Annotated in this window: 22 protein-coding genes, 2 rRNA genes and 1 other annotated feature (1 of these 25 cut by a window edge); of the genes, 9 read left to right on the forward strand and 15 right to left on the reverse strand. The window is 44.0% G+C overall.

Going from position 1 to position 23,810, the window contains the following annotated elements; translation table 11 throughout:
• Together IGJ74_RS17955 and IGJ74_RS17960 are read right to left on the reverse strand one after the other, a co-directional pair.
• Positions 1–672, reverse strand: a 23S ribosomal RNA gene (locus IGJ74_RS17955) (it extends 2,243 nt beyond the left edge of the window).
• Between the two features lie 228 nt (positions 673–900).
• Positions 901–2,460: ribosomal RNA gene (locus IGJ74_RS17960) — 16S ribosomal RNA — on the reverse strand.
• The 16S and 23S rRNA genes sit together here, the layout of an rRNA operon.
• A 714-nt stretch (positions 2,461–3,174) precedes the next feature.
• Between IGJ74_RS17960 and IGJ74_RS17965 the strand changes: the two genes are divergently transcribed.
• From IGJ74_RS17965 to IGJ74_RS17980, 4 genes are all read left to right on the forward strand, one after another.
• A complete protein-coding gene (locus tag IGJ74_RS17965) occupies positions 3,175–3,864 on the forward strand; it encodes a response regulator transcription factor (protein WP_008376963.1) in 690 nt (229 codons plus the stop codon).
• Positions 3,854–5,062, forward strand: a complete 1,209-nt coding sequence (locus IGJ74_RS17970; protein ID WP_005232945.1) for a sensor histidine kinase — start codon at positions 3,854–3,856, stop codon at positions 5,060–5,062. The genes IGJ74_RS17965 and IGJ74_RS17970 overlap by 11 nt, the downstream gene beginning before the upstream one ends.
• 35 nt (positions 5,063–5,097) lie before the next feature.
• Positions 5,098–5,295, forward strand: a binding site (T-box leader).
• Between the two features lie 57 nt (positions 5,296–5,352).
• The gene (gene serS, locus IGJ74_RS17975) at positions 5,353–6,630 is read left to right on the forward strand and encodes a serine--tRNA ligase (RefSeq protein ID WP_005232944.1); all 1,278 of its coding nucleotides are present in this window, start codon (positions 5,353–5,355) and stop codon (positions 6,628–6,630) included.
• A 287-nt stretch (positions 6,631–6,917) separates the two neighbouring features.
• On the forward strand, positions 6,918–8,438 hold the full coding sequence (locus tag IGJ74_RS17980; RefSeq protein ID WP_087664722.1) for a polysaccharide deacetylase family protein: 1,521 nt from the start codon (positions 6,918–6,920) through the stop codon (positions 8,436–8,438).
• Between the two features lie 69 nt (positions 8,439–8,507).
• Here IGJ74_RS17980 and IGJ74_RS17985 read toward each other — a convergent pair whose 3' ends face one another.
• Positions 8,508–9,134: a TetR/AcrR family transcriptional regulator gene (locus IGJ74_RS17985; protein WP_005232942.1), complete on the reverse strand. Its 627-nt coding sequence runs from the start codon at positions 9,132–9,134 to the stop codon at positions 8,508–8,510.
• A gap of 85 nt (positions 9,135–9,219) precedes the next feature.
• Between IGJ74_RS17985 and IGJ74_RS17990 the strand changes: the two genes are divergently transcribed.
• Together IGJ74_RS17990 and IGJ74_RS17995 are read left to right on the forward strand one after the other, a co-directional pair.
• Positions 9,220–9,921 carry an ABC transporter ATP-binding protein gene (locus tag IGJ74_RS17990; RefSeq protein WP_008376960.1) on the forward strand — a complete coding sequence of 234 codons (702 nt, stop codon included), beginning with the start codon at positions 9,220–9,222 and terminating at the stop codon, positions 9,919–9,921.
• 9 nt (positions 9,922–9,930) lie between these two features.
• Positions 9,931–12,636 carry an FtsX-like permease family protein gene (locus tag IGJ74_RS17995; protein WP_087664723.1) on the forward strand — a complete coding sequence of 902 codons (2,706 nt, stop codon included), beginning with the start codon at positions 9,931–9,933 and terminating at the stop codon, positions 12,634–12,636.
• Positions 12,637–12,794: 158 nt separating this feature from the next.
• Here the strand turns inward: IGJ74_RS17995 and guaB are convergent, their stop codons facing one another.
• The 12 genes from guaB to IGJ74_RS18055 all read right to left on the reverse strand — a co-directional run bounded on the left by guaB (position 12,795) and on the right by IGJ74_RS18055 (position 21,719).
• Positions 12,795–14,279 (reverse strand): IMP dehydrogenase, encoded by a 1,485-nt coding sequence (gene guaB, locus IGJ74_RS18000; RefSeq protein ID WP_005226250.1) that lies wholly within the window; start codon positions 14,277–14,279, stop codon positions 12,795–12,797.
• A gap of 202 nt (positions 14,280–14,481) precedes the next feature.
• The gene (locus IGJ74_RS18005; RefSeq protein WP_005226251.1) at positions 14,482–15,174 is read right to left on the reverse strand and encodes a DUF1129 domain-containing protein; all 693 of its coding nucleotides are present in this window, start codon (positions 15,172–15,174) and stop codon (positions 14,482–14,484) included.
• Between the two features lie 71 nt (positions 15,175–15,245).
• Entirely contained in the window at positions 15,246–16,346 is a 1,101-nt protein-coding gene (gene ychF, locus IGJ74_RS18010; protein WP_005226252.1) for a redox-regulated ATPase YchF, read from the reverse strand.
• Positions 16,347–16,354: 8 nt separating this feature from the next.
• On the reverse strand, positions 16,355–16,543 hold the full coding sequence (locus IGJ74_RS18015) for a DUF951 domain-containing protein (RefSeq protein ID WP_005226253.1): 189 nt from the start codon (positions 16,541–16,543) through the stop codon (positions 16,355–16,357).
• A gap of 10 nt (positions 16,544–16,553) precedes the next feature.
• Positions 16,554–17,444 carry a ParB/RepB/Spo0J family partition protein gene (locus tag IGJ74_RS18020; RefSeq protein ID WP_005226254.1) on the reverse strand — a complete coding sequence of 297 codons (891 nt, stop codon included), beginning with the start codon at positions 17,442–17,444 and terminating at the stop codon, positions 16,554–16,556.
• Positions 17,434–18,198: a ParA family protein gene (locus IGJ74_RS18025; RefSeq protein ID WP_005226255.1), complete on the reverse strand. Its 765-nt coding sequence runs from the start codon at positions 18,196–18,198 to the stop codon at positions 17,434–17,436. The genes IGJ74_RS18020 and IGJ74_RS18025 overlap by 11 nt, the downstream gene beginning before the upstream one ends.
• A gap of 11 nt (positions 18,199–18,209) precedes the next feature.
• Positions 18,210–18,926 carry a 16S rRNA (guanine(527)-N(7))-methyltransferase RsmG gene (gene rsmG, locus IGJ74_RS18030; RefSeq protein ID WP_005226256.1) on the reverse strand — a complete coding sequence of 239 codons (717 nt, stop codon included), beginning with the start codon at positions 18,924–18,926 and terminating at the stop codon, positions 18,210–18,212.
• A gap of 142 nt (positions 18,927–19,068) precedes the next feature.
• Positions 19,069–19,212: a hypothetical protein gene (locus IGJ74_RS18035; RefSeq protein WP_005232938.1), complete on the reverse strand. Its 144-nt coding sequence runs from the start codon at positions 19,210–19,212 to the stop codon at positions 19,069–19,071.
• An 11-nt stretch (positions 19,213–19,223) separates the two neighbouring features.
• Entirely contained in the window at positions 19,224–19,994 is a 771-nt protein-coding gene (locus IGJ74_RS18040) for an Asp23/Gls24 family envelope stress response protein (protein WP_061053516.1), read from the reverse strand.
• Positions 19,995–20,018: 24 nt separating this feature from the next.
• Entirely contained in the window at positions 20,019–20,210 is a 192-nt protein-coding gene (locus tag IGJ74_RS18045) for a DUF2273 domain-containing protein (protein ID WP_005226258.1), read from the reverse strand.
• A gap of 7 nt (positions 20,211–20,217) precedes the next feature.
• Positions 20,218–20,787, reverse strand: a complete 570-nt coding sequence (gene amaP, locus IGJ74_RS18050) for an alkaline shock response membrane anchor protein AmaP (protein ID WP_005232936.1) — start codon at positions 20,785–20,787, stop codon at positions 20,218–20,220.
• 38 nt (positions 20,788–20,825) lie between these two features.
• A complete protein-coding gene (locus tag IGJ74_RS18055) occupies positions 20,826–21,719 on the reverse strand; it encodes an SDR family oxidoreductase (protein ID WP_008376956.1) in 894 nt (297 codons plus the stop codon).
• Between the two features lie 256 nt (positions 21,720–21,975).
• Here IGJ74_RS18055 and IGJ74_RS18060 point away from each other — a divergent pair, with 256 nt between their 5' ends.
• From IGJ74_RS18060 to IGJ74_RS18070, 3 genes are all read left to right on the forward strand, one after another.
• A complete protein-coding gene (locus tag IGJ74_RS18060; protein WP_194187793.1) occupies positions 21,976–22,428 on the forward strand; it encodes a DUF2188 domain-containing protein in 453 nt (150 codons plus the stop codon).
• A gap of 350 nt (positions 22,429–22,778) precedes the next feature.
• Positions 22,779–23,246 carry a DUF5626 family protein gene (locus tag IGJ74_RS18065; RefSeq protein WP_005232933.1) on the forward strand — a complete coding sequence of 156 codons (468 nt, stop codon included), beginning with the start codon at positions 22,779–22,781 and terminating at the stop codon, positions 23,244–23,246.
• Positions 23,247–23,262: 16 nt separating this feature from the next.
• Positions 23,263–23,781, forward strand: a complete 519-nt coding sequence (locus IGJ74_RS18070; RefSeq protein ID WP_005232932.1) for a helix-turn-helix domain-containing protein — start codon at positions 23,263–23,265, stop codon at positions 23,779–23,781.
• The last annotated feature ends 29 nt before the right edge of the window (positions 23,782–23,810 follow it).

A 23,810-nucleotide genomic window follows, 5' to 3' on the forward strand; every position in this document is an offset into this window, starting at 1 on the left:
CTTTCGCTGCGGCTCCGTCTCTTCAACTTAACCTCGCATGCTATCGTAACTCGCCGGTTCATTCTACAAAAGGCACGCTATCACCCATTAACGGGCTCTAACTTGTTGTAGGCACACGGTTTCAGGATCTATTTCACTCCCCTTCCGGGGTGCTTTTCACCTTTCCCTCACGGTACTGGTTCACTATCGGTCACTAGGGAGTATTTAGCCTTGGGAGATGGTCCTCCCGGATTCCGACGGAATTCCTCGTGTTCCGCCGTACTCAGGATCCTCCTAGGTGTTATCCAAATTTCGCCTACGGGGTTTTTACCCTCTTTGACATACTTTTCCAAGTATTTCGACTATCTGAATAGACTACCATATCGGAGTCCTACAACCCCAACAAGCAAGCTTGTTGGTTTGGGCTTTTCCCGTTTCGCTCGCCGCTACTCAGGGAATCGAATTTTCTTTCTCTTCCTGCAGGTACTTAGATGTTTCAGTTCTCTGCGTCTACCTCGACTGCGCTATGTATTCACGCAGACGTAACATCCTATAAAAGATGCTGGGTTTCCCCATTCGGAAATCTCTGGATCATAGCTTACTTACAGCTCCCCAAAGCATATCGGTGTTAGTCCCGTCCTTCATCGGCTCCTAGTGCCAAGGCATCCACCGTGCGCCCTTATTCACTTAACCTTTGACCTTACGGTCGGTTTTGAGTACTTCTTCTAGCGATAGAAGGTTGCTCAAGAAAATAAGCGTTGAACTTATTAAAAAACTCTTTTAACATTTCAACTCGGTGTGTGTTACTTGTTTTGATTTTTTCTTCGATATCCAGTTTTCAATGAACAAATTTGTTTGAGAGTAAACCTCTCAAAACTGAACAAAGGCAAACGATGTGTAGTCTTCCGAAATATTCCTTAGAAAGGAGGTGATCCAGCCGCACCTTCCGATACGGCTACCTTGTTACGACTTCACCCCAATCATCTATCCCACCTTAGGCGGCTGGCTCCAAAAAGGTTACCTCACCGACTTCGGGTGTTACAAACTCTCGTGGTGTGACGGGCGGTGTGTACAAGGCCCGGGAACGTATTCACCGCGGCGTGCTGATCCGCGATTACTAGCGATTCCGGCTTCATGTAGGCGAGTTGCAGCCTACAATCCGAACTGAGAGAAGCTTTAAGAGATTAGCTTAGCCTCGCGACTTCGCAACTCGTTGTACTTCCCATTGTAGCACGTGTGTAGCCCAGGTCATAAGGGGCATGATGATTTGACGTCATCCCCACCTTCCTCCGGTTTGTCACCGGCAGTCTCGCTAGAGTGCCCAACTAAATGATGGCAACTAACAATAAGGGTTGCGCTCGTTGCGGGACTTAACCCAACATCTCACGACACGAGCTGACGACAACCATGCACCACCTGTCACTTTGCCCCCGAAGGGGAAGCTCTATCTCTAGAGTGGTCAAAGGATGTCAAGACCTGGTAAGGTTCTTCGCGTTGCTTCGAATTAAACCACATGCTCCACCGCTTGTGCGGGCCCCCGTCAATTCCTTTGAGTTTCAACCTTGCGGTCGTACTCCCCAGGCGGAGTGCTTAATGCGTTTGCTGCAGCACTGAAGGGCGGAAACCCTCCAACACTTAGCACTCATCGTTTACGGCGTGGACTACCAGGGTATCTAATCCTGTTCGCTCCCCACGCTTTCGAGCCTCAGCGTCAGTTACAGACCAGAGAGCCGCCTTCGCCACTGGTGTTCCTCCATATATCTACGCATTTCACCGCTACACATGGAATTCCACTCTCCTCTTCTGCACTCAAGTCTCCCAGTTTCCAATGACCCTCCCCGGTTGAGCCGGGGGCTTTCACATCAGACTTAAGAAACCGCCTGCGCTCGCTTTACGCCCAATAAATCCGGACAACGCTTGCCACCTACGTATTACCGCGGCTGCTGGCACGTAGTTAGCCGTGGCTTTCTGGTTAGATACCGTCAAGGGATGAACGTTTTACTCTCATCCTTGTTCTTCTCTAACAACAGAGTTTTACGATCCGAAAACCTTCTTCACTCACGCGGCGTTGCTCGGTCAGACTTTCGTCCATTGCCGAAGATTCCCTACTGCTGCCTCCCGTAGGAGTCTGGGCCGTGTCTCAGTCCCAGTGTGGCCGATCACCCTCTCAGGTCGGCTATGCATCGTTGCCTTGGTGAGCCGTTACCTCACCAACTAGCTAATGCACCGCGGGTCCATCCATCAGTGACGCAAAAGCGCCTTTCAACTTTCTTCCATGCGGAAAATAGTGTTATACGGTATTAGCACCTGTTTCCAAGTGTTATCCCCTTCTGATGGGCAGGTTACCCACGTGTTACTCACCCGTTCGCCACTCTTTTTCTTTCGGTGGAGCAAGCTCCGGTGAAAGAAAAAGCGTTCGACTTGCATGTATTAGGCACGCCGCCAGCGTTCGTCCTGAGCCAGGATCAAACTCTCATAATGATTTGTTTGAATGACCATACGGTCATTAAGCTCATAAAAATTAACTTTGCTAGCTATTGCTTGCATGTATTTGTTTCAATAAATTGAAACGTCCTACACATTGGTTCGTTTGCTTGCTTTGTTCAGTTTTCAAAGGTCTACCGTGCTGTGTTAGCAACTTTTATATCATACCAGAGCGACAATTGATTGTCAACTCTTTTTTAAAAGTTTTTTTCGCTCGTTGTTTTTCAACTTCGCAGCGGCTGTCTCAGCGACTTCATTAGAATAACAAATGATTTGTTATTTGTCAACAACTTTTTTTAATTAATTTTGTTGATGTATCAACATCGATTAACTGTTTTAAAATTGCGACTTCGTTATAATATCATCTGTCGAGCTGTGCGTCAACCACTTTTTTAAATTCTTTTTACGAATTCGTTTAGTCATTTGGCACATGTAATAATATACCAAGACTTGCGCTATTCGTCAACCATAAAATGATTGATAGACCAACGTTTCTAGTTACTCCGTTTCCAAAGATGATTCGTGATTTTTAGTCCGTGATTTCCGTCTTTTTTAAGGACTTTTTCCGTTATTATTTGCCTATCGTTCGTCTTTTTCCTTTTTGTGTTTTCTTAATTCCTATCATTCTTATAAATTTAAGTATGATTTTATCTATTTTGTGGAATATTTGCTAAAATGGAGAAAAGAATATTGTTCCTAGGAGGACCCAGTATGAAAATACTTGTAGCAGATGATGACAAAGAGATCGTAGAACTATTAAGCATTTATTTACACAATGAAGGTTATGAATCGGTCAAAGCATATGATGGAAAAGAAGCACTGACCAAGATCCGCACCACTTCTGATATCGAACTATTGATCTTAGATATCATGATGCCAGAAATGGATGGCATGCAAGTCGTGAAAGAATTGAGAAAAGAATCCCAAATCCCTATTATTATGCTGACCGCTAAAACAACCGATATGGATAAGATTCGTGGATTGGTCGCCGGTGCGGATGATTATGTCACAAAACCTTTCAACCCATTAGAAGTTATGGCCCGGGTAAAATCGCTATTGAGAAGAACCAAGATGCAGGCTGCTTCAAATCAACCAGAGATTCTAGAAGTAAGCTCCCTTATTATCAATCGCGATTCCCATGAAGTAAAAACCGTCGATGGCAACGAAATTCAATTGACTGCATTAGAATTCGGTATCCTCTACTTGCTGGCATCGCATCCGAACCGTGTCTTTAGCGCCGATGAGATTTTTGAACGAGTTTGGAAACAAGAAAGTGTCGTTTCTGCCAAAACAGTTATGGTCCATGTCAGTCACTTACGAGATAAGATCGAAGAAGCCACGGATGGTGAAAAAGTCATCCAAACAGTATGGGGGGTCGGCTACAAAATAGATGCGAAGTAAACCAACTGAAAAAAAGCGCAACACACCCATCGAAAAAAAGAAACGGATCACGCTGACCTCAAAGGAAATCAGTGAGTTATTTGCCGAAGGAATTGTAACGATTGTTCTTTTACTTCTATTAAATATCGCTATTTTGGTCATCTTGACCTCAATCGTTGAAAATTCACCAGATTTAGTTGATGCCATCTACGCATCGAAGAATGCTTTCACATCTGCCTTTAATACAGATATCTTCCGCAGTGGGCGCAACTTCATTCTACCGATGTTCTTCCTATTAGATGTGATCGTCTTATATTGGCGTTTGATTCGTCGCTACCATCAAATGCAGCTACGTCACATCATCAGCGAGCTTCATTTTATTGCGGAAGGCAATTACGATCATCGCATTCCCTTCGAGTTACGGGGCGATTTAAGTCGGATCGTTTCTAATATCAATGGCTTAGTCGACAGTACGGTGGCGGCGATTGAAGATGAACGACGGATCGAGCAATCCAAAGATGAGCTGATTACCAATGTCAGTCATGACATTCGAACACCGTTGACTTCGATCATCGGCTATTTAGGTCTAATTGAAGATCGACAATACCATTCAGAAGAAGAATTGCTGAAATATACCCATACGGCGTATGTCAAAGCCAAGCAAATGAAATCCCTTGTCGATGATTTGTTTGAATACACAAAAGTGCGCCAGCCTAGCGTCCCAATCAATGTGATGGAATTTGACATGGCCCAGCTAGTGGAACAATTGGCGGCGGACTTTGAATTAGAAGCTAGTCGGAAAGGCATCAAGATTGAAACATACACCCGTCCGGAACACATCGAGATGGATGGCGATACCGAAAAACTGGTGCGGGTCTTCAATAACTTGCTTTCGAATGCCTTGAAATACGGCAAAGGCGCCGATAAGATCCGCATGGAAGTCGAGAAAGTCGGGACCGAAGCGATCTTAACAGTCAAAAACAATGGGCAAATGATCCCTAAGCAAGCCCTTGATTCTCTATTCGACCGTTTCTACCGAGTGGAAGAATCCCGCTCTCAAGAAACAGGAGGAACTGGCTTAGGTCTAGCGATCGCTCAAAGCATCGTCGCCTTACATGGCGGCTATATCTATGCCAAGTCAACGCCGGAATGGACGTCCTTTATTATCCATCTCCCGTTGAAACGCAACAACTTATCCAACACACAAACCTATGGTTGACGACCCAACATTTTTTGGGTATGCTAGAGAAAATAATCAAGGCACAGAACCTAGTATATTTTTTTCATCTGTATAGAGAGCTGATGGTTGGTGAAAATCAGTGTTGGAAAAAATAGAATCCAGTTCTTTAACGTGTATTTTTCGAAAGAAAAATCGTTGGCTCACGATACGAGCAGCAAGGGCAGCGCAAGCTGAACTTGGGTGGCACCGCGAATGGTCATTTCGTCCCAAGCAATACGGGATTGGAATGGCCTTTTTTCTATGGAAAAATCAAAGGAGGATGTATCACTATGTTAGATGTAAAAATGATTCGCCAAAATTTTGCTGAAGTACAAAGCAAACTCGCAACACGAGGTGTCCAAAAAGAAGTGTTGGACCGCTTTTTAACACTTGATGAGCGTCGCCGAGAACTCTTAGTCCAAACGGAAGAGCGCAAGAAATTGCGTAATGAGGTTTCTGGTGAGATCGCCGCCTTGAAACGGGCGAAAGAAGATGCGGCAGATAAAATTGCCCAAATGAAAGAAGTCGGCAGCCAAATCAAGCAATTGGATGAAGAGATCGCTCAAATTGATGAAGACATCAAAGAGATCGCCACGACGTTGCCGAACTTGCCCAATGATTCTGTTCCGGTGGGCAAAGATGAAGATGACAATGTAGAAGTCCGCCGTTGGGCAGACCCAAAAACCTTTGCCTTTGAACCAAAACCCCATTGGGAGATCGCAGAAGACTTGGGGATTCTCGACTTTGAGCGAGGTGCCAAAGTTTCTGGTAGCCGTTTTGTTTACTACAAAGGCTTAGGTGCTCGTTTGGAACGTGCCTTATACAACTTCATGTTGGATCAGCATGTTTATGAGCATGGGTATACGGAGATGATCACCCCGTATATAGTCAACAGCCAAGCAATGTTCGGTACTGGGCAATTTCCGAAGTTTAAAGAAGATGTTTTCCAATTGGCAGACACTGATTTGACTTTGATCCCGACTGCGGAAGTACCTTTGACCAACTACTATCAAGGGGAGATCTTAGAACAAGAACAGCTCCCTGCCTACTTCACTGCCTTGAGCCCATCATTTCGTTCAGAAGCCGGCAGCGCTGGCCGTGACACTCGCGGTTTGATTCGCTTGCACCAATTCAATAAAGTCGAAATGGTGAAATTCAGTGATGCAGAACATTCTTATGAAGAATTAGAGAAAATGACGGCTAATGCCGAAGATATTTTGCAAAAACTCAATTTACCTTACCGTGTGCTTAGCTTGTGTACAGGAGATATGGGCTTTTCTGCAGCGAAGACCTATGATTTAGAAGTATGGATCCCTGCCCAAGAGATGTATCGTGAGATCAGCTCTTGCTCAAACTGTGAAGACTTCCAAGCACGTCGTGCCATGATCCGTTACCGTGATCAAGAGGGCAAGATTCACTACATGCATACACTAAACGGCTCTGGTTTGGCTGTCGGTCGAACGGTAGCCGCAGTGCTTGAAAATTATCAAAACGAAGACGGCAGTGTAACGGTACCAGAAGTTCTGGTTCCTTATATGGGCGGACTGACAAAAATTGAAAAAGCCTAAGCCTTAGTAACCTCAGTAGCAACCCCTAGAGAACAGTCACACCGCGTGAGCTGTTGCCTAGGGGTTTTCTTGTTCACGTAGCCTATAGTGGTTTCCATCCCCCTAACCACTTTGATCACTTCTTGCAAGAGAAACAACGCAACAAGGCTGTAATTTTTAAGCGAATAATTAGAAAAATCCCTTTGTCTTTTTAATCCTCTATCAGAAACCGGGCATGATCGTTGAAAGTGCCTGTGACTTATGGTAACGTGGGCATAATTTAGGATGGAATGAAGGGAGCTTCACCAATGCCCGAACGAAAGACCTATGCCCGTCGGAGTGACTTGCACAAGAAACCAAACAATAATCAAAAACGAACAGCATCAGCTGAAGAAAGACCGAAAGGACCACCCTCGAGAAAGAAGCCGTATCGGAAAGCAATTTTTTCCTTATTTGCCTTATTATTGATCGTTTTGATCGCAACGGCTGGCTCGGTTCTTTACACCTTGCACCAACAAGAAGTTGCGGCCAAAGCAAAATATGAGGCAGCTGCAGAGAAATTACTGGCATCAATCCAAGCAGAACAAAGCCAAAATGGGTTAAAAACATCGCCTGAAGTGCTCTCAGAAGGAACAAACAAAGAACTGATCTACTGCCCGCAAGACCTCGATACGTTTCCCATCAAAGATATCAAAGACCGGTTGACAAAAGCCGCTGAGTCATTGCGCAAAAAACAAACGGAAAAAGAAGTCGTCACCGTTGCCCGTATCCAAGCACAAACGGTAGCTGCAAAAGTCTCTACCTATTCATTAAAAGCCGACAGCTATGTATGGAATCGAGAAACCGGTCGTTTTGAAGATGCTGATCGTTTAACAGATGCACCGATCTTCGTATCAGAGAAGACGCAAACCGAATTGTCTTTGAAAGAACTGGTTCCTGATGAAGGCAGCTTATTAGGTATTCAACAAGTCATTCAACAGAAACTGCTGGATCAAGCCAAGGAACCCGCAAAAATCATCGACGCCGTCTTGGCTATGGAGCGGATCACCTTCGATTCGAAATTTACTTATGATCCGGAAAAGCTGACCATCGAATTGCCAAAAAATCAGACGGAAGCGACAGAAATCACCCTGTCTTACAGCGAGATTGCCCCATTCATTGATCCTGATCTCGTGGCTGCTGACCAACTCAACAATGCCTTGCCAAGTCTTGACCCCAATAAAAAATACGTGGCATTGACCTTTGATGATGGACCCAACAGTACCTCCACTATGGATCTTTTGAACATCTTACAAGAAAATGACGTCAAAGCGACCTTCTTTATGCTGGGACAAATGGTTGAGCAATATCCGCAAGCCGCCAAAAAAGTCCAAGAAGCTGGACACGAGATCGCCAGTCATTCTTACTCTCATCCGCAGCTGAATACTCTTTCAGCGGAAGATTTGCAGGCAGAAGTTACGAAAACCAATAAAGCCATTTACAATGCGACGGGTTTACTACCTAGGAATTTACGGCCCCCTTATGGCGCTATCGACAAACAAAGCGCAGAAACCATCGGCATGCCGATCATTCAATGGGACATCGATTCTCAAGACTGGAAATTGAAGGATCCGAAGAAAATCAATGCCTTGGTTCAACAAAATGTCTTTAATGGTGCCATGATCTTGATCCATGATATTCACCCGAAATCTGTGAAAGCCGTACCGGGAGTCATTAAAACACTCAAAAACGAAGGCTACGAATTCGTGACCGTCGATCAATTATTAGAAGCACGGCAAAAACCGTTGCATCAATACTTTGGGATGAACGATGAACGCCTCGTTGATTAAGAGAAAAAGGAACGCAGCAAATTGTCTCTTGCTGCGTTCCTTTTTAGTTATTGGATCATCCCCTCTTTTTTAGCCCTTCTTTTCTTCATACACATTAGTCACAAAAATTTGAATCAATAGATCAGCGACAGCTTTTGGCGGCATCGTTGAAAAATCTTTGAGCCAGCGTTCGATCAAACCGATAGACCCGCAGACAAAAAAGCTAAGGCACAGTTCCAATTCTTCCTCGGAAGCATCTTGAAAGTATTGGGCAAATCGTTTCAAGGTCTCCGGTTTGATTTCTGACAACAAAAGATTCAGCAAATGGCTGTTGTTCAACAAAATCAAATGGGTGGTACTAGGATTCTCATACAAAATCGTCAATAGTTTTTCCAGCCAAAGATCCAATGACAAATTTTCCTGCTGCAAGTTCGATGCGATCTGCTCAACGAGCTCCCCTTCGATCTCCTCCAACAAAGCGGCTGTGTCCTTATAATATTTATAAAATGTTCCCCGATTGATATCTGCTCGTTCCGCAATCTCTTTGATCGTGATTTTGCGATACTCTTTTTCCAACAATAACTCCTGAAAGGCGCGCCGGATCACTTTTTTCGAGTAGATCGTTCGACGGTTCCCGACAGTCCCTACCATATCGTTTCCCCTTTTCTCTGTACATTTAATCAATATTTGTCTATTTAATGACAAATAAGCAAGCATTGAGGATTGCTCTTACTTTTCTTTCTTAGTATACTAACACCATGTGATTAAATCAACACGTGTTTAAAAAATGGAGGCTTTATTAATGAGTTATGTTGAAGTAAAGAATGAATATAAACGCTATCAGATGGGCGAAACCACTATCACTGCCAACAATGATCTTTCCTTTGCCATTGAAGAAGGCGAATTAGTGGTGATTCTTGGACCTAGTGGTGCCGGAAAATCGACCGTTTTGAATATCTTAGGCGGGATGGACTCGCCAGATGAAGGAGAAATCATTATCGACAATGTCGATATCGCGAAGTTTAACGACAAACAATTAACAGAATACCGCCGCACAGACGTTGGGTTTGTCTTCCAGTTTTATAATTTGGTCCCAAATCTGACAGCAAAAGAAAACATTGAATTGGCTACTGAAGTCTCACCGAATGCACTCGATCCTGATGAAGTCTTGGCCCAAGTCGGGTTAGAAAACCGCAAAAACAACTTTCCTTCTCAGCTTTCTGGTGGGGAACAGCAGCGGGTATCGATCGCTCGGGCGTTAGCCAAAAACCCGAAACTGCTGCTATGCGATGAACCGACTGGTGCTTTGGACTTTGAAACAGGAAAACAAGTGTTGAAGCTTTTGCAAAACGCTAGCCGGAAAAATGGCAATACGGTGTTGATCATCACCCATAATAGCGCCATTGCCCCGATCGCCGATCGGGTGATCCATATCAACGATGCCACTGTCCGTTCCATTGAAGAGAATCCTCATCCCATCTCGATCGATGAAATCGTTTGGTAGGAGGATCTGATGAAAAATAAGACCTATCTTAAAGCAAGTTTGCGAGAGATTCGCCAATCAAAAGGCCGCTTTATCGCAATCACCTTGATCATTTTTTTAGGAACGTTTCTCTTTGTCGGTGTCAAAGCAACCGGCCCGATCCTGAACCATTCCGCGAGTGAATATGTCAACGGCCAGCAATTAGCAGATCTGCAAGTCACTTCAACACTGGGATTGACAGAGGAAGACATTGATGCCGCGGAAAAAAGCGGTGCTCACACAGAAGCCGCCTATCAATTTTATTACGCTGCCAATTCAGATGAAGTCGTGCAAGTGACCTCCTTTGACCCCTCACAGGAACTCAACCAGTTACTGGTGAAGGACGGCCGACTGCCAGAAAAAGCCGATGAAATCGTGCTGGACACCGAAGCAAAAAATTATGGCTGGCAAATAGGTGATACTTTTACGATCGATGATGCCGATAATCTGTCGGACAAAGAGTATACGATCGTTGGGTTTGCCACTTCTCCCATTTATATCAGTGCTGCCGAACGGGGCTATGCAAATGTCGGCAGCGGTGTCGTGACGTACTTTGCTTATGTACCGGAAGAACAGTTCACGATGGAGGTCAAATCGATCCTCTATCTCGCCTTTGATGATGTCGCCGGGCTTGAAACATACTCCGATACGTACACCGACAAGATGGCAGCCCATCAAGAAACGATTGAGGAACTGTTTGCGGACCGTCCTAAGGAACGCTTAGCAGAAATTCAACAAGACGCTTTTGATGAATTAGCCCCTGCAGAAAAAGAAGTCCGCGATGGACAAAAACAGTTAGCTGATGGACAAGCACAACTGGATCAGGCCAAAGCGGAACTAGAACAACAGCAAGCCGCCTTGGCACAGCTGCCGCCCGTACAACAAGCAGCCCTCGAAGGCCAATTGGCGGCTGGAGAAGCAGAATTGACACAGCAGCAAGACCAATTAGATGAACAGCAACAAGAACTAACCGATGCCCAACAAACACTGGCAGAAAAACGGGCAGAGATCGAAGACTTGGCAGAGCCGACGTATCTTTACAACCAACGCAAAGACAATCCCGGTTTCCAAGAATATGGTGGGCTGTCTGATCGTATCGCAGCGATCGCCAATGTGTTTCCTGTCTTCTTCTTCTTTATCGCTGCGTTGATCACCTTTACGACACTGACGCGGATGGTAGAAGAAAACCGCAAAGAGATCGGTACCTTAAAAGCGATGGGCTATGGCAAAGTCGAGATCTCCCTTAAATATTTGATTTATGCCCTCCTTTCTTCGGCCATTGGCATTATTAGTGGTGCCGTATTAGGAACCGAACTGTTGCCGCGTTTGATCTATTTCCTATCCAGCGAACGGTATCTTTTAGACGGGATTCGCGTCTATTATGTCTGGTCGCCAATTATTTTGGCCGCAATCGCCTTTTTACTGGCGACGCTTGGTGCCTGTCTGTTTGTTCTGATCAAAGAATTGCGGGAAAAACCTGCCCAGCTGCTGCAAGTTCGCGCACCAAAGCCCGGGAAACGGATTTTATTAGAAGCAATTACCCCCTTATGGTCCCGTTTAAGCTTCAATCAAAAAGTCAGCTTCCGTAACATCTTCCGCTACAAATCGCGAATGATCATGGCAATCATTGGCATCGCCGGTTGTACGGGACTGATGGTGGCAGGCGTTGGGTTGAAAGATTCTCTAAGTGCCGTGACTGCAAAACAATTTGGGCCCATTACGGATTATCAAGCCGTCGTGACCTTAAATGATGCGAAGGAAGAAACCGTTGCTGCCGCTGAAACGGTTTTAACAGACGAGCCTCTTGTGACCCATTCGATGCTAGTCTACAATGAAACGATCGAGATTCGACCGACTAACCAAGGAAAACAAAGTCTGACCTTGATGGTTCCGGCAGATCAGGATGCTTTTGCAGACTATGTCCATTTGAAAACGACGGCAGGACAGAAGCTGTCATTAACAGAGGGTGCCGTGCTGACTATGAAGTACGCAGAATTATATGATTTGCACGTTGGCGATACATTGACCTTCTATACCAGCGATCAAGAAGCCTATGAAGTACCTATTAGTGGCATCGCAGAAAATTATTTAGGCAATTCTCTTTATCTGTCGCCGACCGTTTATGAAGAAATCACCAATAGTACCTTTGAACCAAATGCGTTCTTAGTCAAAAGCAAGACGATGACGAAAAAACAAGAGGAAGCTTTATCAACAGCCTTGTTAGATACCGACAAAGTCAAAAACACGACGCTCCTTTCCACTCAGATCAAAATGCAGGATGATTCGATGGGTAACTTGAACGCCATTGTCTTGATCTTAGTTGTATTATCAGGGGCATTAGCCTTTGTCGTCTTGTATAACTTGACCAACATCAATGTTTCCGAGCGGATTCGCGAGCTTTCTACTATCAAAGTATTAGGGTTTTACAATAAGGAAGTGACTATGTACATCGTACGAGAAAATATCGTCTTTACGTTATTTGGGATTCTCGCAGGTTACGTGGTAGGTTACTTCTTGACTGACTTTATTTTGATCCAAGCTTCGATGGAGAACATGGTCTTCCCATTAGTGATCAATTGGCCGGCTTATGCTTTAGCCGGTGGCATGACGATTCTCTTTACGATCATCGTGATGTACGTCACCCATGTGAAACTGACTCATGTCAATATGATCGATGCGTTGAAATCAAACGAATAAGTTACTGCTAAAGCGATTTGCTGATCATCCAGCAGCGATTTTAGAGAAAAGGGTGCCGATCTCAGCCATTTTGGCAAGATCGGCACCCTTTTTTAGAACCAAACGCCCCCTCTGTCCACTTTTGAACAGAGGGGGCGTTGGTTTTCACGTGAAACATTTTATGATTTTACGGAGTAGTTTGGTGCTTCTTTCGTGATTTGAACATCGTGGGGATGTGATTCTTTTAGTCCGTTGCCGCTCATTTGGATGAATTGTGCTTCATCACGTAATTGCTGCAGATTGCCGGCACCGACATAACCCATCCCTGATTTCAACCCGCCGATCATTTGGAAGATGATATCAGAAACGCTGCCTTTATAAGCGACACGTCCTTCAATGCCTTCTGGAACCAATTTGTTGGCTTCGTTTACGCCCCCTTGGAAGTAACGGTCGCTGGAGCCTTTTTCCATTGCCCCCAATGAACCCATTCCGCGGTACGTTTTGAAGCGACGGCCTTGATAGATTTCAAATTCACCTGGTGATTCGTCAGTTCCTGCCAACATGCTACCGAGCATTACAGCATGTCCGCCAGCTGCTAAAGCTTTGACGATATCGCCAGAGTACTTGATCCCACCATCGGCAATGATTGCTTTGCCATATTGACGTGCCACAGAGGCTGCATCATAGATCGCTGTCAATTGAGGAACTCCGACACCGGCTACCACCCGAGTAGTACAGATCGATCCTGGACCGATCCCGACTTTTACGACATCGACACCAGCATCATACAATGCTTTCGTGCCTTCTGCAGTGGCAACATTTCCAGCAATCAATGTCGCTTCTGGGAAATGTGCACGAATTTCAGAGATTTTGCGTAAAACACCGGCACTGTGTCCATGGGCAGTATCAATGACGATCGCGTCCACGCCTGCATCCAATAATGCTTGTGCACGTTCAAAGGTATCGCTGGTAACGCCGACTGCTGCTGCCACTAATAGGCGTCCATGCGTGTCTTTGGCTGCATTCGGGAATTCGATTACTTTTTCAATATCTTTGATGGTGATCAACCCGCTTAAGATCCCTGCTTCATCAACGATCGGTAATTTTTCGATCTTGTGTTGTTGTAAGATTTTTTCCGCATCTTTCAACGAAGTACCGACAGGTGCTGTGATCAATTGGTCTTTGGTCATCACATCATTGATCGGCATCGTATAATCCGTGACAAAACGCATGTCGCGGTTCGTGATGATACCGACTAATTTGCGGTTTTCCATCGTTTCTACGATCGGTACCCCGCTGATGCGGTACTTGCTCATCAAATGTTCTGCATCAGCAACTAAGTGGCTTGGTGTTAAGAAAAACGGATCGATGATCACGCCGCTTTCAGAACGTTTTACTTTGCGCACTTCATCTGCTTGCGCGGCGATACTCATGTTTTTGTGAATCACGCCAAGTCCGCCTTGACGCGCCATTGAGATCGCCATTTTACTATCAGTTACGGTATCCATACTGGCACTTATGATTGGAATATTTAGTGTAATATTCGGGGCAAGCTGCACTTTCATATCCACGTCATTTGGCAAGACGTGACTTTCTGCCGGAATCAATAAGACATCATCAAACGTTAACCCTTTTTTTACAAATTTGGTTTCCCAGTTGGACATTTTTGTAACCACTCCTTAAAGTTTTTAGGTATTTTAAAAAAAATAGCAAAGATTTTTTCATAAGTCAACCATTCGGAAAGCTTTCTTAATAATCCTCTTCAAACCTTTGGTCAAATCTCATAATTCGCCATTTTTTCTAAAAAAACACGCTGATCGTGCGGTCTTTTTTAACAAAAGAAGGCGCACGATCAACGTGTAGCCATCAGCCTCTAGGAACAGACAGACTGCTGATGATATTGTATTTGCGTTTCAAGTAGTACTTCGCTGCTAATGCCACTGCCCCGATCAAGGCTTCGATCACAGGGTCCACTTGTGGATTCAATGGTGGCTGGATCATCGCAGAAAGCGAGATCACAACGATCCATAGCATGAAGGCTGCGACTAAAATCAAAATGATCTTCCACATCTTCGGCCGTTTGCTCTTATCAGCACCCGGGCGTTCATATTGATACATGTATTTGTACATCAAGTAGAAGACCCAACCAGCAAGCATCGCCATCAAGAAGAGGGTCAATAAGCCATAAGGTTGTGCTTGTCCTCTAGTAAAGATTCCCATAACCCCTAGCATCAACCCAAAAATCCCTAAAATCAGCAAGGTGTTATCCAACCACATCAAGAAGGGGCCGGATTCTTTTTGCTCAACGGGTTTGTTGATGATGGCTTCGGTACGTTCAGACACTGTACCAAATAATTGGCGGGCCGTTTTGCCGCCTTTTTGTTCTTTGACTAAGACAGGCAGCATCTCATGCAAGGCAATCGTTTTTTCTTCTTCAGAAAGGTTGGCTGCCTCTAGCGATTTTTTTAAATCAAATATATATTGTTGGTTTCGTTTTGTTAATTGTTGTTCTAATTCACGATTTTCGGAAACATAATTTCGCAGAGTTTCTGGTTCCATGAATTGATTCTCCCTTCTGCGTTTTCTTCACAATGGACATTTTACCACAAATTCACTGGGAAGAAAGCCCTTTATACGTTAAAACGGAACAACATCACGTCGCCATCTTGCACGACATAATCTTTTCCTTCCAAACGTACCCGACCGGCTTCTTTGGCCGCTTGCATCGTGCCGTATTGGTTCAGATCTTCAAAGGAAACAGTTTCCGCACGAATAAAGCCGCGCTCAAAGTCCGTATGGATGATCCCCGCTGCTTGCGGTGCTTTGATGCCTTTACGGAACGTCCACGCACGCACTTCTTGTTCACCAGCGGTAAAGTACGTTGCTAGACCCAGCAAATCATAGGCAGCACGAATCAATTGATCCAACCCTGATTCTTCAATTCCTAATGCTTCTAAAAACTCTGCTTTGTCTTCTTCTTCCAGCTCAGCGATCTCTTCTTCGGCACGAGCACTGATGACGATCACTTCCGCATTTTCGCTCGCTGCAAATTCCTTCACTTTGTTGACATAGTCATTGGTTTCATAGTCTGCCACGTCTTCTTCTGCTACGTTGGCAACGTATAAAACTGGTTTGGTCGTTAGTAAAAACAAACTTTTGACGATGCGCTGTTCTTCATCTGTAAATTCGATCGAACGAGCAGAGATCCCTTCTTCTAAGACCGGTTTGATCTTATCAAGAACGGCCAGTTCCGCAACTGCATCTTTGTCTTTGGTTTTGGCAATTTTTGCGACCCGAGTATAGCGCTTGTTGACGGATTCTAAATCCGCTAAAACCAACTCCAAATTGATGGTGTCGATATCAGCTAATGGGTCCACGCGGCCTTCCACGTGGGTGATGTTGTCATCGTCGAAACAACGAACGACATGACAGATCGCATCCACTTGGCGGATATGGCTCAAAAATTGGTTCCCTAATCCTTCCCCTTTGCTGGCACCGCGGACGATTCCGGCAATATCCGTAAATTCAAAGGTGGTTGGGACCGTCTTTTTCGGACGGACTAATTCTGTTAAACGCTGTAAGCGCCAATCTGGCACTTCCACCATTCCTACATTCGGATCGATCGTCGCAAACGGGTAGTTTGCGGCTTCTGCTCCTGCTTTGGTTATTGCATTAAATAAAGTAGATTTGCCCACATTTGGCAATCCAACGATTCCGGCAGTTAACGCCATGCTTCACTTCACTCTTTCTCTTTTTTTTCTAGGATTTTCTTCATCTTTTTATCAAATTCTCGGCGCGTCATCATGACGATGTGGCCGCAATTCGTACACTTTATTTTGATGTCTGCCCCCATGCGGATGATTTCCCAACGATTGGCTTTGCAGGCATGCGGTTTTTTCATTTCGACAATATCCCCAAGATCATACATCTTTATCACCTCAAGCTTCATCAAATTGAATGTTCAATAAATCTAAAATACGGGTTAAATCTTTTTGTGACAGGTATTCGATCTCGATTTTTCCTTTGCCTTCTTTTTCGCGGATCTCGACATTCGTGCCGAATTTATCCATCAACCGTTCTTCGCTTTCTCGTAAATAGTACGGTTTTTCCCGAATCAGACGCGGCACTTTTTTCTTTTCGTTTTTCGTGTCGTTCATCTCAGCGACCATTTGTTCTAATTGGCGGACTGTCAGATTTTCTTTGACACAACGATTGGCTAATTTTAAGATCTGTTCTTTGTTTTTCAAGCCTAATAATGTCCGGGCTTGCCCCATAGACAAACGGTCATCTTGAACCATTTCTTTGACGAGTTTCGGCAAGGACAGTAACCGCAAATAATTGGCGATATACGGGCGGCTTTTCCCTAAACGTTCAGCGACTTGTGCTTGGGTCAATTTCAAGTTCTTCATCAGCATGTCATAGGCTTCTGCTTCTTCTAAAGGATTTAAATCTTCCCGCTGCAAGTTTTCTAAAACGGCGACTTGCATCATCGCTTCTTCATCAAAATTGCGGATGATGGCTGGGATCGTTTCCTTGCCAGCTAATTTGGATGCTCGAAACCGGCGTTCACCAGCAATGATCTCATAGCCTTTGACGGATGATTGCCGCACGATGATCGGTTGAAAGACCCCCGAATGTTGGATCGAATTGGCTAGTTCTTGTAATGAAAGCTCATCAAAGGTTTTTCGCGGTTGATAAGGGTTGGGTCTTAATTCGTTTAAAGGCAGTTCAACGACTTTTTCTGTCTTGATATCGACTTCTTCTAACCCTTGCAGGTCTTGAAACAACGCATCGATCCCACGCCCTAATCCTTTCCCTTTATTCTTCACGGGCTAACACTTCCTTTGCTAACGTCTGATAGACTTCGGCTCCTTTTGAGCGTGGATCATAATCAATGATCGACAATCCATGACTAGGTGCTTCAGACAACCGGATATTCCGCGGAATAATGGTTTCGTATACTTTTTCTTGGAAATAGCGGCGGACTTCTTCCACGACTTCCGCGCCTAAGTTCGTGCGGGCATCATACATCGTCAGTAAGACCCCTTCGATCTCTAACTCAGGGTTAAAATGTTTTTGTACTAAACGCACGGTATTCAATAGTTGGCTCAGCCCTTCCAATGCATAGTACTCACATTGGACTGGGATCAAAATCGAATCACTGGCGGTAAAGGCATTGATCGTCAAATGACCTAAAGATGGCGGGCAATCGATAAAGATATAATCGTATTGTTCTTTGATTTCATTCAAAGCCGATTTCAATCGAGATTCCCGTGCCATCATGGAGGTCAATTCAATTTCCGCACCAGCTAATTGGATCGTCGCTGGAACGATATCCAAGTTTTCTCGGCTGCTAGGTAAAATCGCTTCAACGATCGGTGTTTCATTGACTAATACATCATAGATGTCTTGTTCCACATCTGGTTTGCGAATGCCGACACCGCTTGTGGCGTTGCCTTGGGCATCAATATCTACGAGTAACACTTTTTTGCCGACAAATGCTAAGGACGCACCTAGGTTCACCGTTGTGGTGGTTTTGCCTACGCCGCCTTTTTGGTTTGCAACAGAAATAATACGGGCCATTGATTTTCCTCCTATTTAATTGGTTGTTTCGCTGGCATTCCCGGTTTGCGGGGGTATTTCTTTGGCGTTTCTTTTTTCTTTTGAATGATCAAAAGATGGCGTTCATCGCCGCTGACCGGTAAGGTAAAGCTTTTTTCTTCAATAAATTTGCCGCCTAAGAGTGAGATCGCTGGTTTGGCTTCAACCAGTTCTTCCTCGCTTTTGGCAGCTTTGAGCGCATAAAAATAGCCTGCTTTTTTCACCAATGGCACACAGAGTTCCGTTAACACATTCAAACGGGCAACCGCTCGAGCGGTCACATAATCGAATTGCCCACGAAATTGCGGGTTTTGACCAAATGTTTCTGCACGGTCATGGTACAAGTGGACATTTTCCAATTGTAGATCCGTCACAAGAGTTTGTAAAAAGGTGATGCGCTTATTTAAAGAGTCGACGATCGTCACTTCTAATTCAGGAAACACGATTTTTAGTGGAATACTTGGAAAGCCAGCACCTGAACCGACATCGCACAAATGACTTTGCGGGTCAAAGGCGGTTTCAAAAGCTAAGGAAACAGAATCGTAGAAATGCTTTAAATACACTTCTGATTTTTCCGTGATTGCGGTTAGATTCATCTTCTGATTCCATTCGACTAAACGCTCGAAATAGACAGCGAATTTTTCCATTTGTTCTTCGGTTAAAACGATCCCGTTTTTGCGTAATTCTTCATGAAATTCTTCAGGTAGCATAACGAATCCTTTCTATTTTGTGAAACAGAAAAATGTTTCACAGACTAGTTCCTACTTTAACGCAAAAAGCAGTGCGATGCAATAGCCAGAGATTGCTTTCTAGGAGAATTTACTATTTTTTAACTGGGGCTTTAAGGTTGGTTTAAGGCATAGAAATTATACTCATTTCAATCCAAAAAACTTTTTTCATTTTTCCTTGACCAGCAAGGCTGCCAACCCTGCTGGTCAGCTTTTTTCTCAAAGAAACAAGCATTGATCTCAGGATCAATGCTTGTTTTTGTTTCATATGAAACTTTTTTATTTCACGCGAGGTTCGTTGTATTCTTCGATACGATCAGACGCGCGGGAAGCCGCATGTTTGGCTTTGTTGGTTTGACGTGAAGCAAAGTCGCCGGTTTTAGAAGCAGCTGACGTTACTTTGTCTTGAACCGTTTCTTGTTCCTCTTCGTATTCAGCGATTGTTTTCACATCCACAACGTTGATGTTGACTTCGATCACTTCTAATTGGGTCATTGTCGTTACTTCTTTTTGAATGACTTCTTTGACTTGTTCAGCGATTTCTGGGATATTGCGGTCGTATTCAACCACGATATCTAAATCAACGGCTACTTGTTTTTTCCCAACTTCAGTATTGATACCGGCAGTCACATTATCTGTATTAACTAATTTTTCAGCAATATTAGAGAAGAAACCACCATCGACCGTCAACAGGCCATCTACATTTTCTAATGCAATTCCGATAATTTTTTGGATCACTTTGTCATCATAGGTCAATGAACCATGAACGGGTGCTTCCCCGGTTGGTCCTTCAAAATCGTTGTGGCCAGGTTTTGGCGGTGCTGGATGATGTCCGGCTGGATCTGGATTTCCTGGTGCTGGATGATCCCCTGGTTTTGGTCCATTTTGTTGTCCTGCTACTGCTTTTTCAGCATTTGGTACCACTGGATCAGGTGATTCAGTCATTGGAATCGCATTTTCATTGGCTTGATGATTGGTGTTGGGAACCACTGGATCTGGATGTGCACTGACATTTTTTTCATTGTTTAATTCGTTTTTATCGTTATTCATTAAAAATTCCTCCTATAAAATACGTTATTGTTGGTTAAAAAATTCGTCGATGATACCGGTACGTTGGAGATACAATCCTAGCGCAAAACCCAAACCTGTTAGGAGTAGAATCAGCAATGTTTTGAAAAAACCGATCGTTACAAACAACACAGCCAGAACAAGGCCGATTGCTCCAAAAATCAATGGGATTTTGTATTGTTGTAGTTCGTTCATCATAGCCCTCCTATTCTACTCGCGGGTTTTCCGGAGTCTCATTTTGTTCAAAATTCGCGTAATTGACTTCGACTTTGACTTTTTCACTTGAGCCAAGCACTCGTTGGACATCTTGTTGGATTTCCGCCATTAAGTTTTCGGTTTTGCCAACTAAGGCAGACGTCCGTTTCAAGCGGCCTTTGATTTTGATTAAAATTCGATTTTTGGTCGCCTTGACATGAACTTTTGGTCCTTCAACAAATTCTTTTTCATTTACTTTCGTACGTACAAGTCCTTCGATCGCTTTCTTATCGATCGTCAATGCGCCCTTATCCTCTTTCAAAACAAAGGTTGTTTTGGTTTTTGGATAAAACAGCACGACTAAGATCACGATCAAGAATACGGCGATTAAAACAACGGCTACCCAAAACATATATTGACGCATAAACAAGTTGTCAAAGAAATACGTGACGACATTGCCTCTGCTGTCCAAACCAAATGGCAGCTGCATGTAAGGATTACTCATTAAAACGATTGGTAATAAGACAGTGATAAAGATCAACGAAACGATGATTGATACGATTTTCCACCCTTTACTCATAGGACACCTCCTCCTTTTTCTCCGATTTTTTGATAAGCTTACAAGTTGATGGCTTCTCCGCCGGTAACACCATAAATCTGTGCTGTCACATAGCTAGCTTTATTGGAAGCTAAAAAGACATAGACGGGTGCCAGCTCAGCTGGTTGTCCTGCCCGCTCCAGTAATGCTTGCTGACCAAATTCAGGCAGCTTGTCTTGCGGTTGGCCATGATCTAACTGTAATGGTGTCCAGATTGGTCCTGGGGCTACCCCATTGACCCGAATCCCTTTTTCAGCAAATTGTTTCGCCAAGCTGACTGTAAAACTGGCGATCGCCGATTTGGTTGCCGCATAATCCATTAAATGGGCGCTTGGACTAAAGGCTTGGACAGAAGTCGTTGTCACGATCGCTCCCCCAGCCGGTAAGTGTGGCTCAGCTGCTTTCACTAATGCAAACATTGAGATAATGTTTACCATAAAGGTGTCTTTCACTTGTTCAATCGGTAATTCTGCAATCGATGGCCGCGTGATTTGCTGTGCTGCGTTCAATACTAATGTATCTAACCCACCTAATGCTGCTACCGCTTTGTCAACGATCTCTTGTGGTGCCGCTTCGTCTCGCAGGTCATAGGGTAGCAAAATCACTTTGCGTCCGGCTTCTTTGATGTACCCTGCAACTTCTTCGGCATCTTCTTCTTCTCCTGGGAAAAAGTGCAGGGCAATGTCTGCTCCTTCACGAGCGAAGGCAATCGCTGCTGCTCGTCCGATCCCAGAATCCCCACCGGTAATCAGTACCCGCCGGTTTTCTAACTGCTGACTTCCCTCATAAGAGTCTTCACCACAATCAGGTTTTGGTCGCATTTCTTCTTGTAAAGCAGGCGTATCTTGTTCCTGTTTGCTGTATTTACCCGTGTGATAAAGTTCCCGTGGATCAGTCAAAATAGGTTCACTCATTCTTACGTCCTCCTTTTCTCTATAATAAAATTCTAAACCATTCATTTTTTTTTGGGAAATATAACGCTTTGTTAACAAAAATAAATCCTCGTTTATTAGAAAATGAAAAAAGAAAGTGCCCTCATTTTTGACCAGAAAGCAAATGATTTCACTTTTTTATAGAAGGGGGTAAACTAATAAGTAATATCTGGTGGTGCCTGTAAAAAGGAACCCCTAGGAAAATGACTTTGGATCAAGAAAAAGGAGGAACCAAACAATGCCTTGGAATGTCCGTGATTATCCTGCGTCAATGAAGAATCTAGACCCCTTAGTTCGTAAAAAAGCGATCGATATCGCCAATGCCCTGCTAGCCGATGGCTATTCTGACGATCGGGCGATCCCGATCGCCACGAGTCAAGCAGAAAAATGGTATGACAATGCAGATGAAGAGGAGAAGAAAGCTTTTCAGAAAGAGAAAAATCCGCAAAAAGATGATGCCCATCAAACCAATAAAAATGCGAAAAAATTAATGAATGCGGATGTTGAAGTTGTGTATGAAGAGGACCAATGGCAAGTCCGTTCCAAAGGAGCAAAACGTGCCAGTGATCATTTCGACAAGAAAGCAGAGGCCATCGCCCGTGCCAAAGAAATTGCCGAAAACAAAGAATCCGTGGTGAACGTTTATAAAAAAGATGGTGACCATCAAAAGGATATTGATTTAGGAGAATAAAATTGGCCGCAAAAAAGCGGAAGGAGGTCTTACGTTTGTCGTTTTAACGGCGCGAAACGTTACCTTCTCTTTCGCTTTTTTGTTTCCTTTTACAGCTAGGTTTGGTTAAAACTAAAGCAACCGCTTCTTTAACGTTTCTTTTAAAAAACAACGTTTCATTGTCAGAAACCTAAAAAACGAAGACCTTTTGAATGAACCATTACGTTTAAAATTTCTCGACATCCTAAAAAATAAGCCTATGAAATGCTGCTCTAGCAACAACTGTAAACCATCCGTTGCCGTTGCAAATTAGCTTGTGCTTTCTTTAACTAGCCAAACCTTGTATACTTAAACTATCAAAAGTACAAGGAGTGGTATTTGTGAAAAAATTATTTTTTGTGCCGTTTATTTTTATTTGTTTCTTCTTTGCTCTCCCAGCTGCCGCCCAAACAGTGGAAGAACCTGAACTCGTTTACGACTTAGCATCAGATAGTCCCTATGAGCAGCTGATCACCGTAGATGAAGAAGGCAACGAGTTGATTTTGACCATTGAAAAATTGCCGTCATTCCGGGCAAATCTGGCAGCAGGAACGTATCGCGTGTCAAAAACATCCACCGGTAATTGGACCGCTAGTTACAATGTCACGGTCAATAGCCGCAATCAATTTACAGGCACTTCGAATTTAAGTTTAGTTGCTCACAGAGGAAGTATCACTTCTAGTTCATTAACTCACACGTCCACTAAAGCCACCTGTACGTTTAAGCAAAAAGCAGGTATAATCACTACCAATGGGAGTGTCGTAACCACGATCTCAAATGGGAAGCTAGTTGTTAAATAGCAGATAGGAGCATACATTGGCTTTAGCAGAACAATTAAAAAGCTGTCGCGAGTCTTCCGGATTGTCGCAAACAGCAGTCGCAGAAAAATTACAGATTTCACGCCAGTCGATTTCAAAATGGGAAAACGGGCGCGGCTATCCAGATATTGAGAATTTGATTTTGTTGAGCGATCTCTATCAAGTCTCGATTGATGAGCTCTTGCGGGAAAACGAAGCGTTAAAAGAGCGGATCGAAACCAATAATCAAGAGATCAACGACAAAAAAGAAAAATTGTCGTTACTCCAAAGAACGATGGCAACGGAAAAAGATGAAAGTCTGCTCTTGCTACTGTTAGCTGGAATCGGCTCATTTCTCTTTCCATTAGGTTTGATTTTAGATGGCTTTGTCTTATGGCGTAACAAAAAGGCCAATAATTTTTATGTATTGATCTATATCGTCTGTGCCTTCTCAATTTTCTTGAATTTGTACGATGGCTATGTCCATCTCAGCAACATCATGAATTGGGGAACCACTACGATTGAAAAAGTTGAATAATTCAATTGCTAACACAAAAAGCCCGCTGC

The organism is Enterococcus sp. AZ009 (assembly GCF_050548785.1).
Lineage (GTDB): Bacteria > Bacillota > Bacilli > Lactobacillales > Enterococcaceae > Enterococcus_D > Enterococcus_D entomosocium.

Bases quoted from the DNA above. Each gene is read 5' to 3' on its own strand.
- IGJ74_RS17965 (WP_008376963.1), top strand. From the start codon at position 3,175: ATGAAAATACTTGTAGCAGATGATGACAAAGAGATCGTAGAACTATTA.
- IGJ74_RS17970 (WP_005232945.1), top strand. From the start codon at position 3,854: ATGCGAAGTAAACCAACTGAAAAAAAGCGCAACACACCCATCGAAAAA.
- serS (WP_005232944.1), top strand. From the start codon at position 5,353: ATGTTAGATGTAAAAATGATTCGCCAAAATTTTGCTGAAGTACAAAGC.
- IGJ74_RS17980 (WP_087664722.1), top strand. From the start codon at position 6,918: ATGCCCGAACGAAAGACCTATGCCCGTCGGAGTGACTTGCACAAGAAA.
- IGJ74_RS17985 (WP_005232942.1), bottom strand. From the start codon at position 9,134: ATGCTTGCTTATTTGTCATTAAATAGACAAATATTGATTAAATGTACA.
- IGJ74_RS17990 (WP_008376960.1), top strand. From the start codon at position 9,220: ATGAGTTATGTTGAAGTAAAGAATGAATATAAACGCTATCAGATGGGC.
- IGJ74_RS17995 (WP_087664723.1), top strand. From the start codon at position 9,931: ATGAAAAATAAGACCTATCTTAAAGCAAGTTTGCGAGAGATTCGCCAA.
- guaB (WP_005226250.1), bottom strand. From the start codon at position 14,279: ATGTCCAACTGGGAAACCAAATTTGTAAAAAAAGGGTTAACGTTTGAT.
- IGJ74_RS18005 (WP_005226251.1), bottom strand. From the start codon at position 15,174: ATGGAACCAGAAACTCTGCGAAATTATGTTTCCGAAAATCGTGAATTA.
- ychF (WP_005226252.1), bottom strand. From the start codon at position 16,346: ATGGCGTTAACTGCCGGAATCGTTGGATTGCCAAATGTGGGCAAATCT.
- IGJ74_RS18015 (WP_005226253.1), bottom strand. From the start codon at position 16,543: ATGTATGATCTTGGGGATATTGTCGAAATGAAAAAACCGCATGCCTGC.
- IGJ74_RS18025 (WP_005226255.1), bottom strand. From the start codon at position 18,198: ATGGCCCGTATTATTTCTGTTGCAAACCAAAAAGGCGGCGTAGGCAAA.
- rsmG (WP_005226256.1), bottom strand. From the start codon at position 18,926: ATGCTACCTGAAGAATTTCATGAAGAATTACGCAAAAACGGGATCGTT.
- IGJ74_RS18035 (WP_005232938.1), bottom strand. From the start codon at position 19,212: ATGAAACAAAAACAAGCATTGATCCTGAGATCAATGCTTGTTTCTTTG.
- IGJ74_RS18040 (WP_061053516.1), bottom strand. From the start codon at position 19,994: ATGAATAACGATAAAAACGAATTAAACAATGAAAAAAATGTCAGTGCA.
- IGJ74_RS18045 (WP_005226258.1), bottom strand. From the start codon at position 20,210: ATGATGAACGAACTACAACAATACAAAATCCCATTGATTTTTGGAGCA.
- amaP (WP_005232936.1), bottom strand. From the start codon at position 20,787: ATGAGTAAAGGGTGGAAAATCGTATCAATCATCGTTTCGTTGATCTTT.
- IGJ74_RS18055 (WP_008376956.1), bottom strand. From the start codon at position 21,719: ATGAGTGAACCTATTTTGACTGATCCACGGGAACTTTATCACACGGGT.
- IGJ74_RS18060 (WP_194187793.1), top strand. From the start codon at position 21,976: ATGCCTTGGAATGTCCGTGATTATCCTGCGTCAATGAAGAATCTAGAC.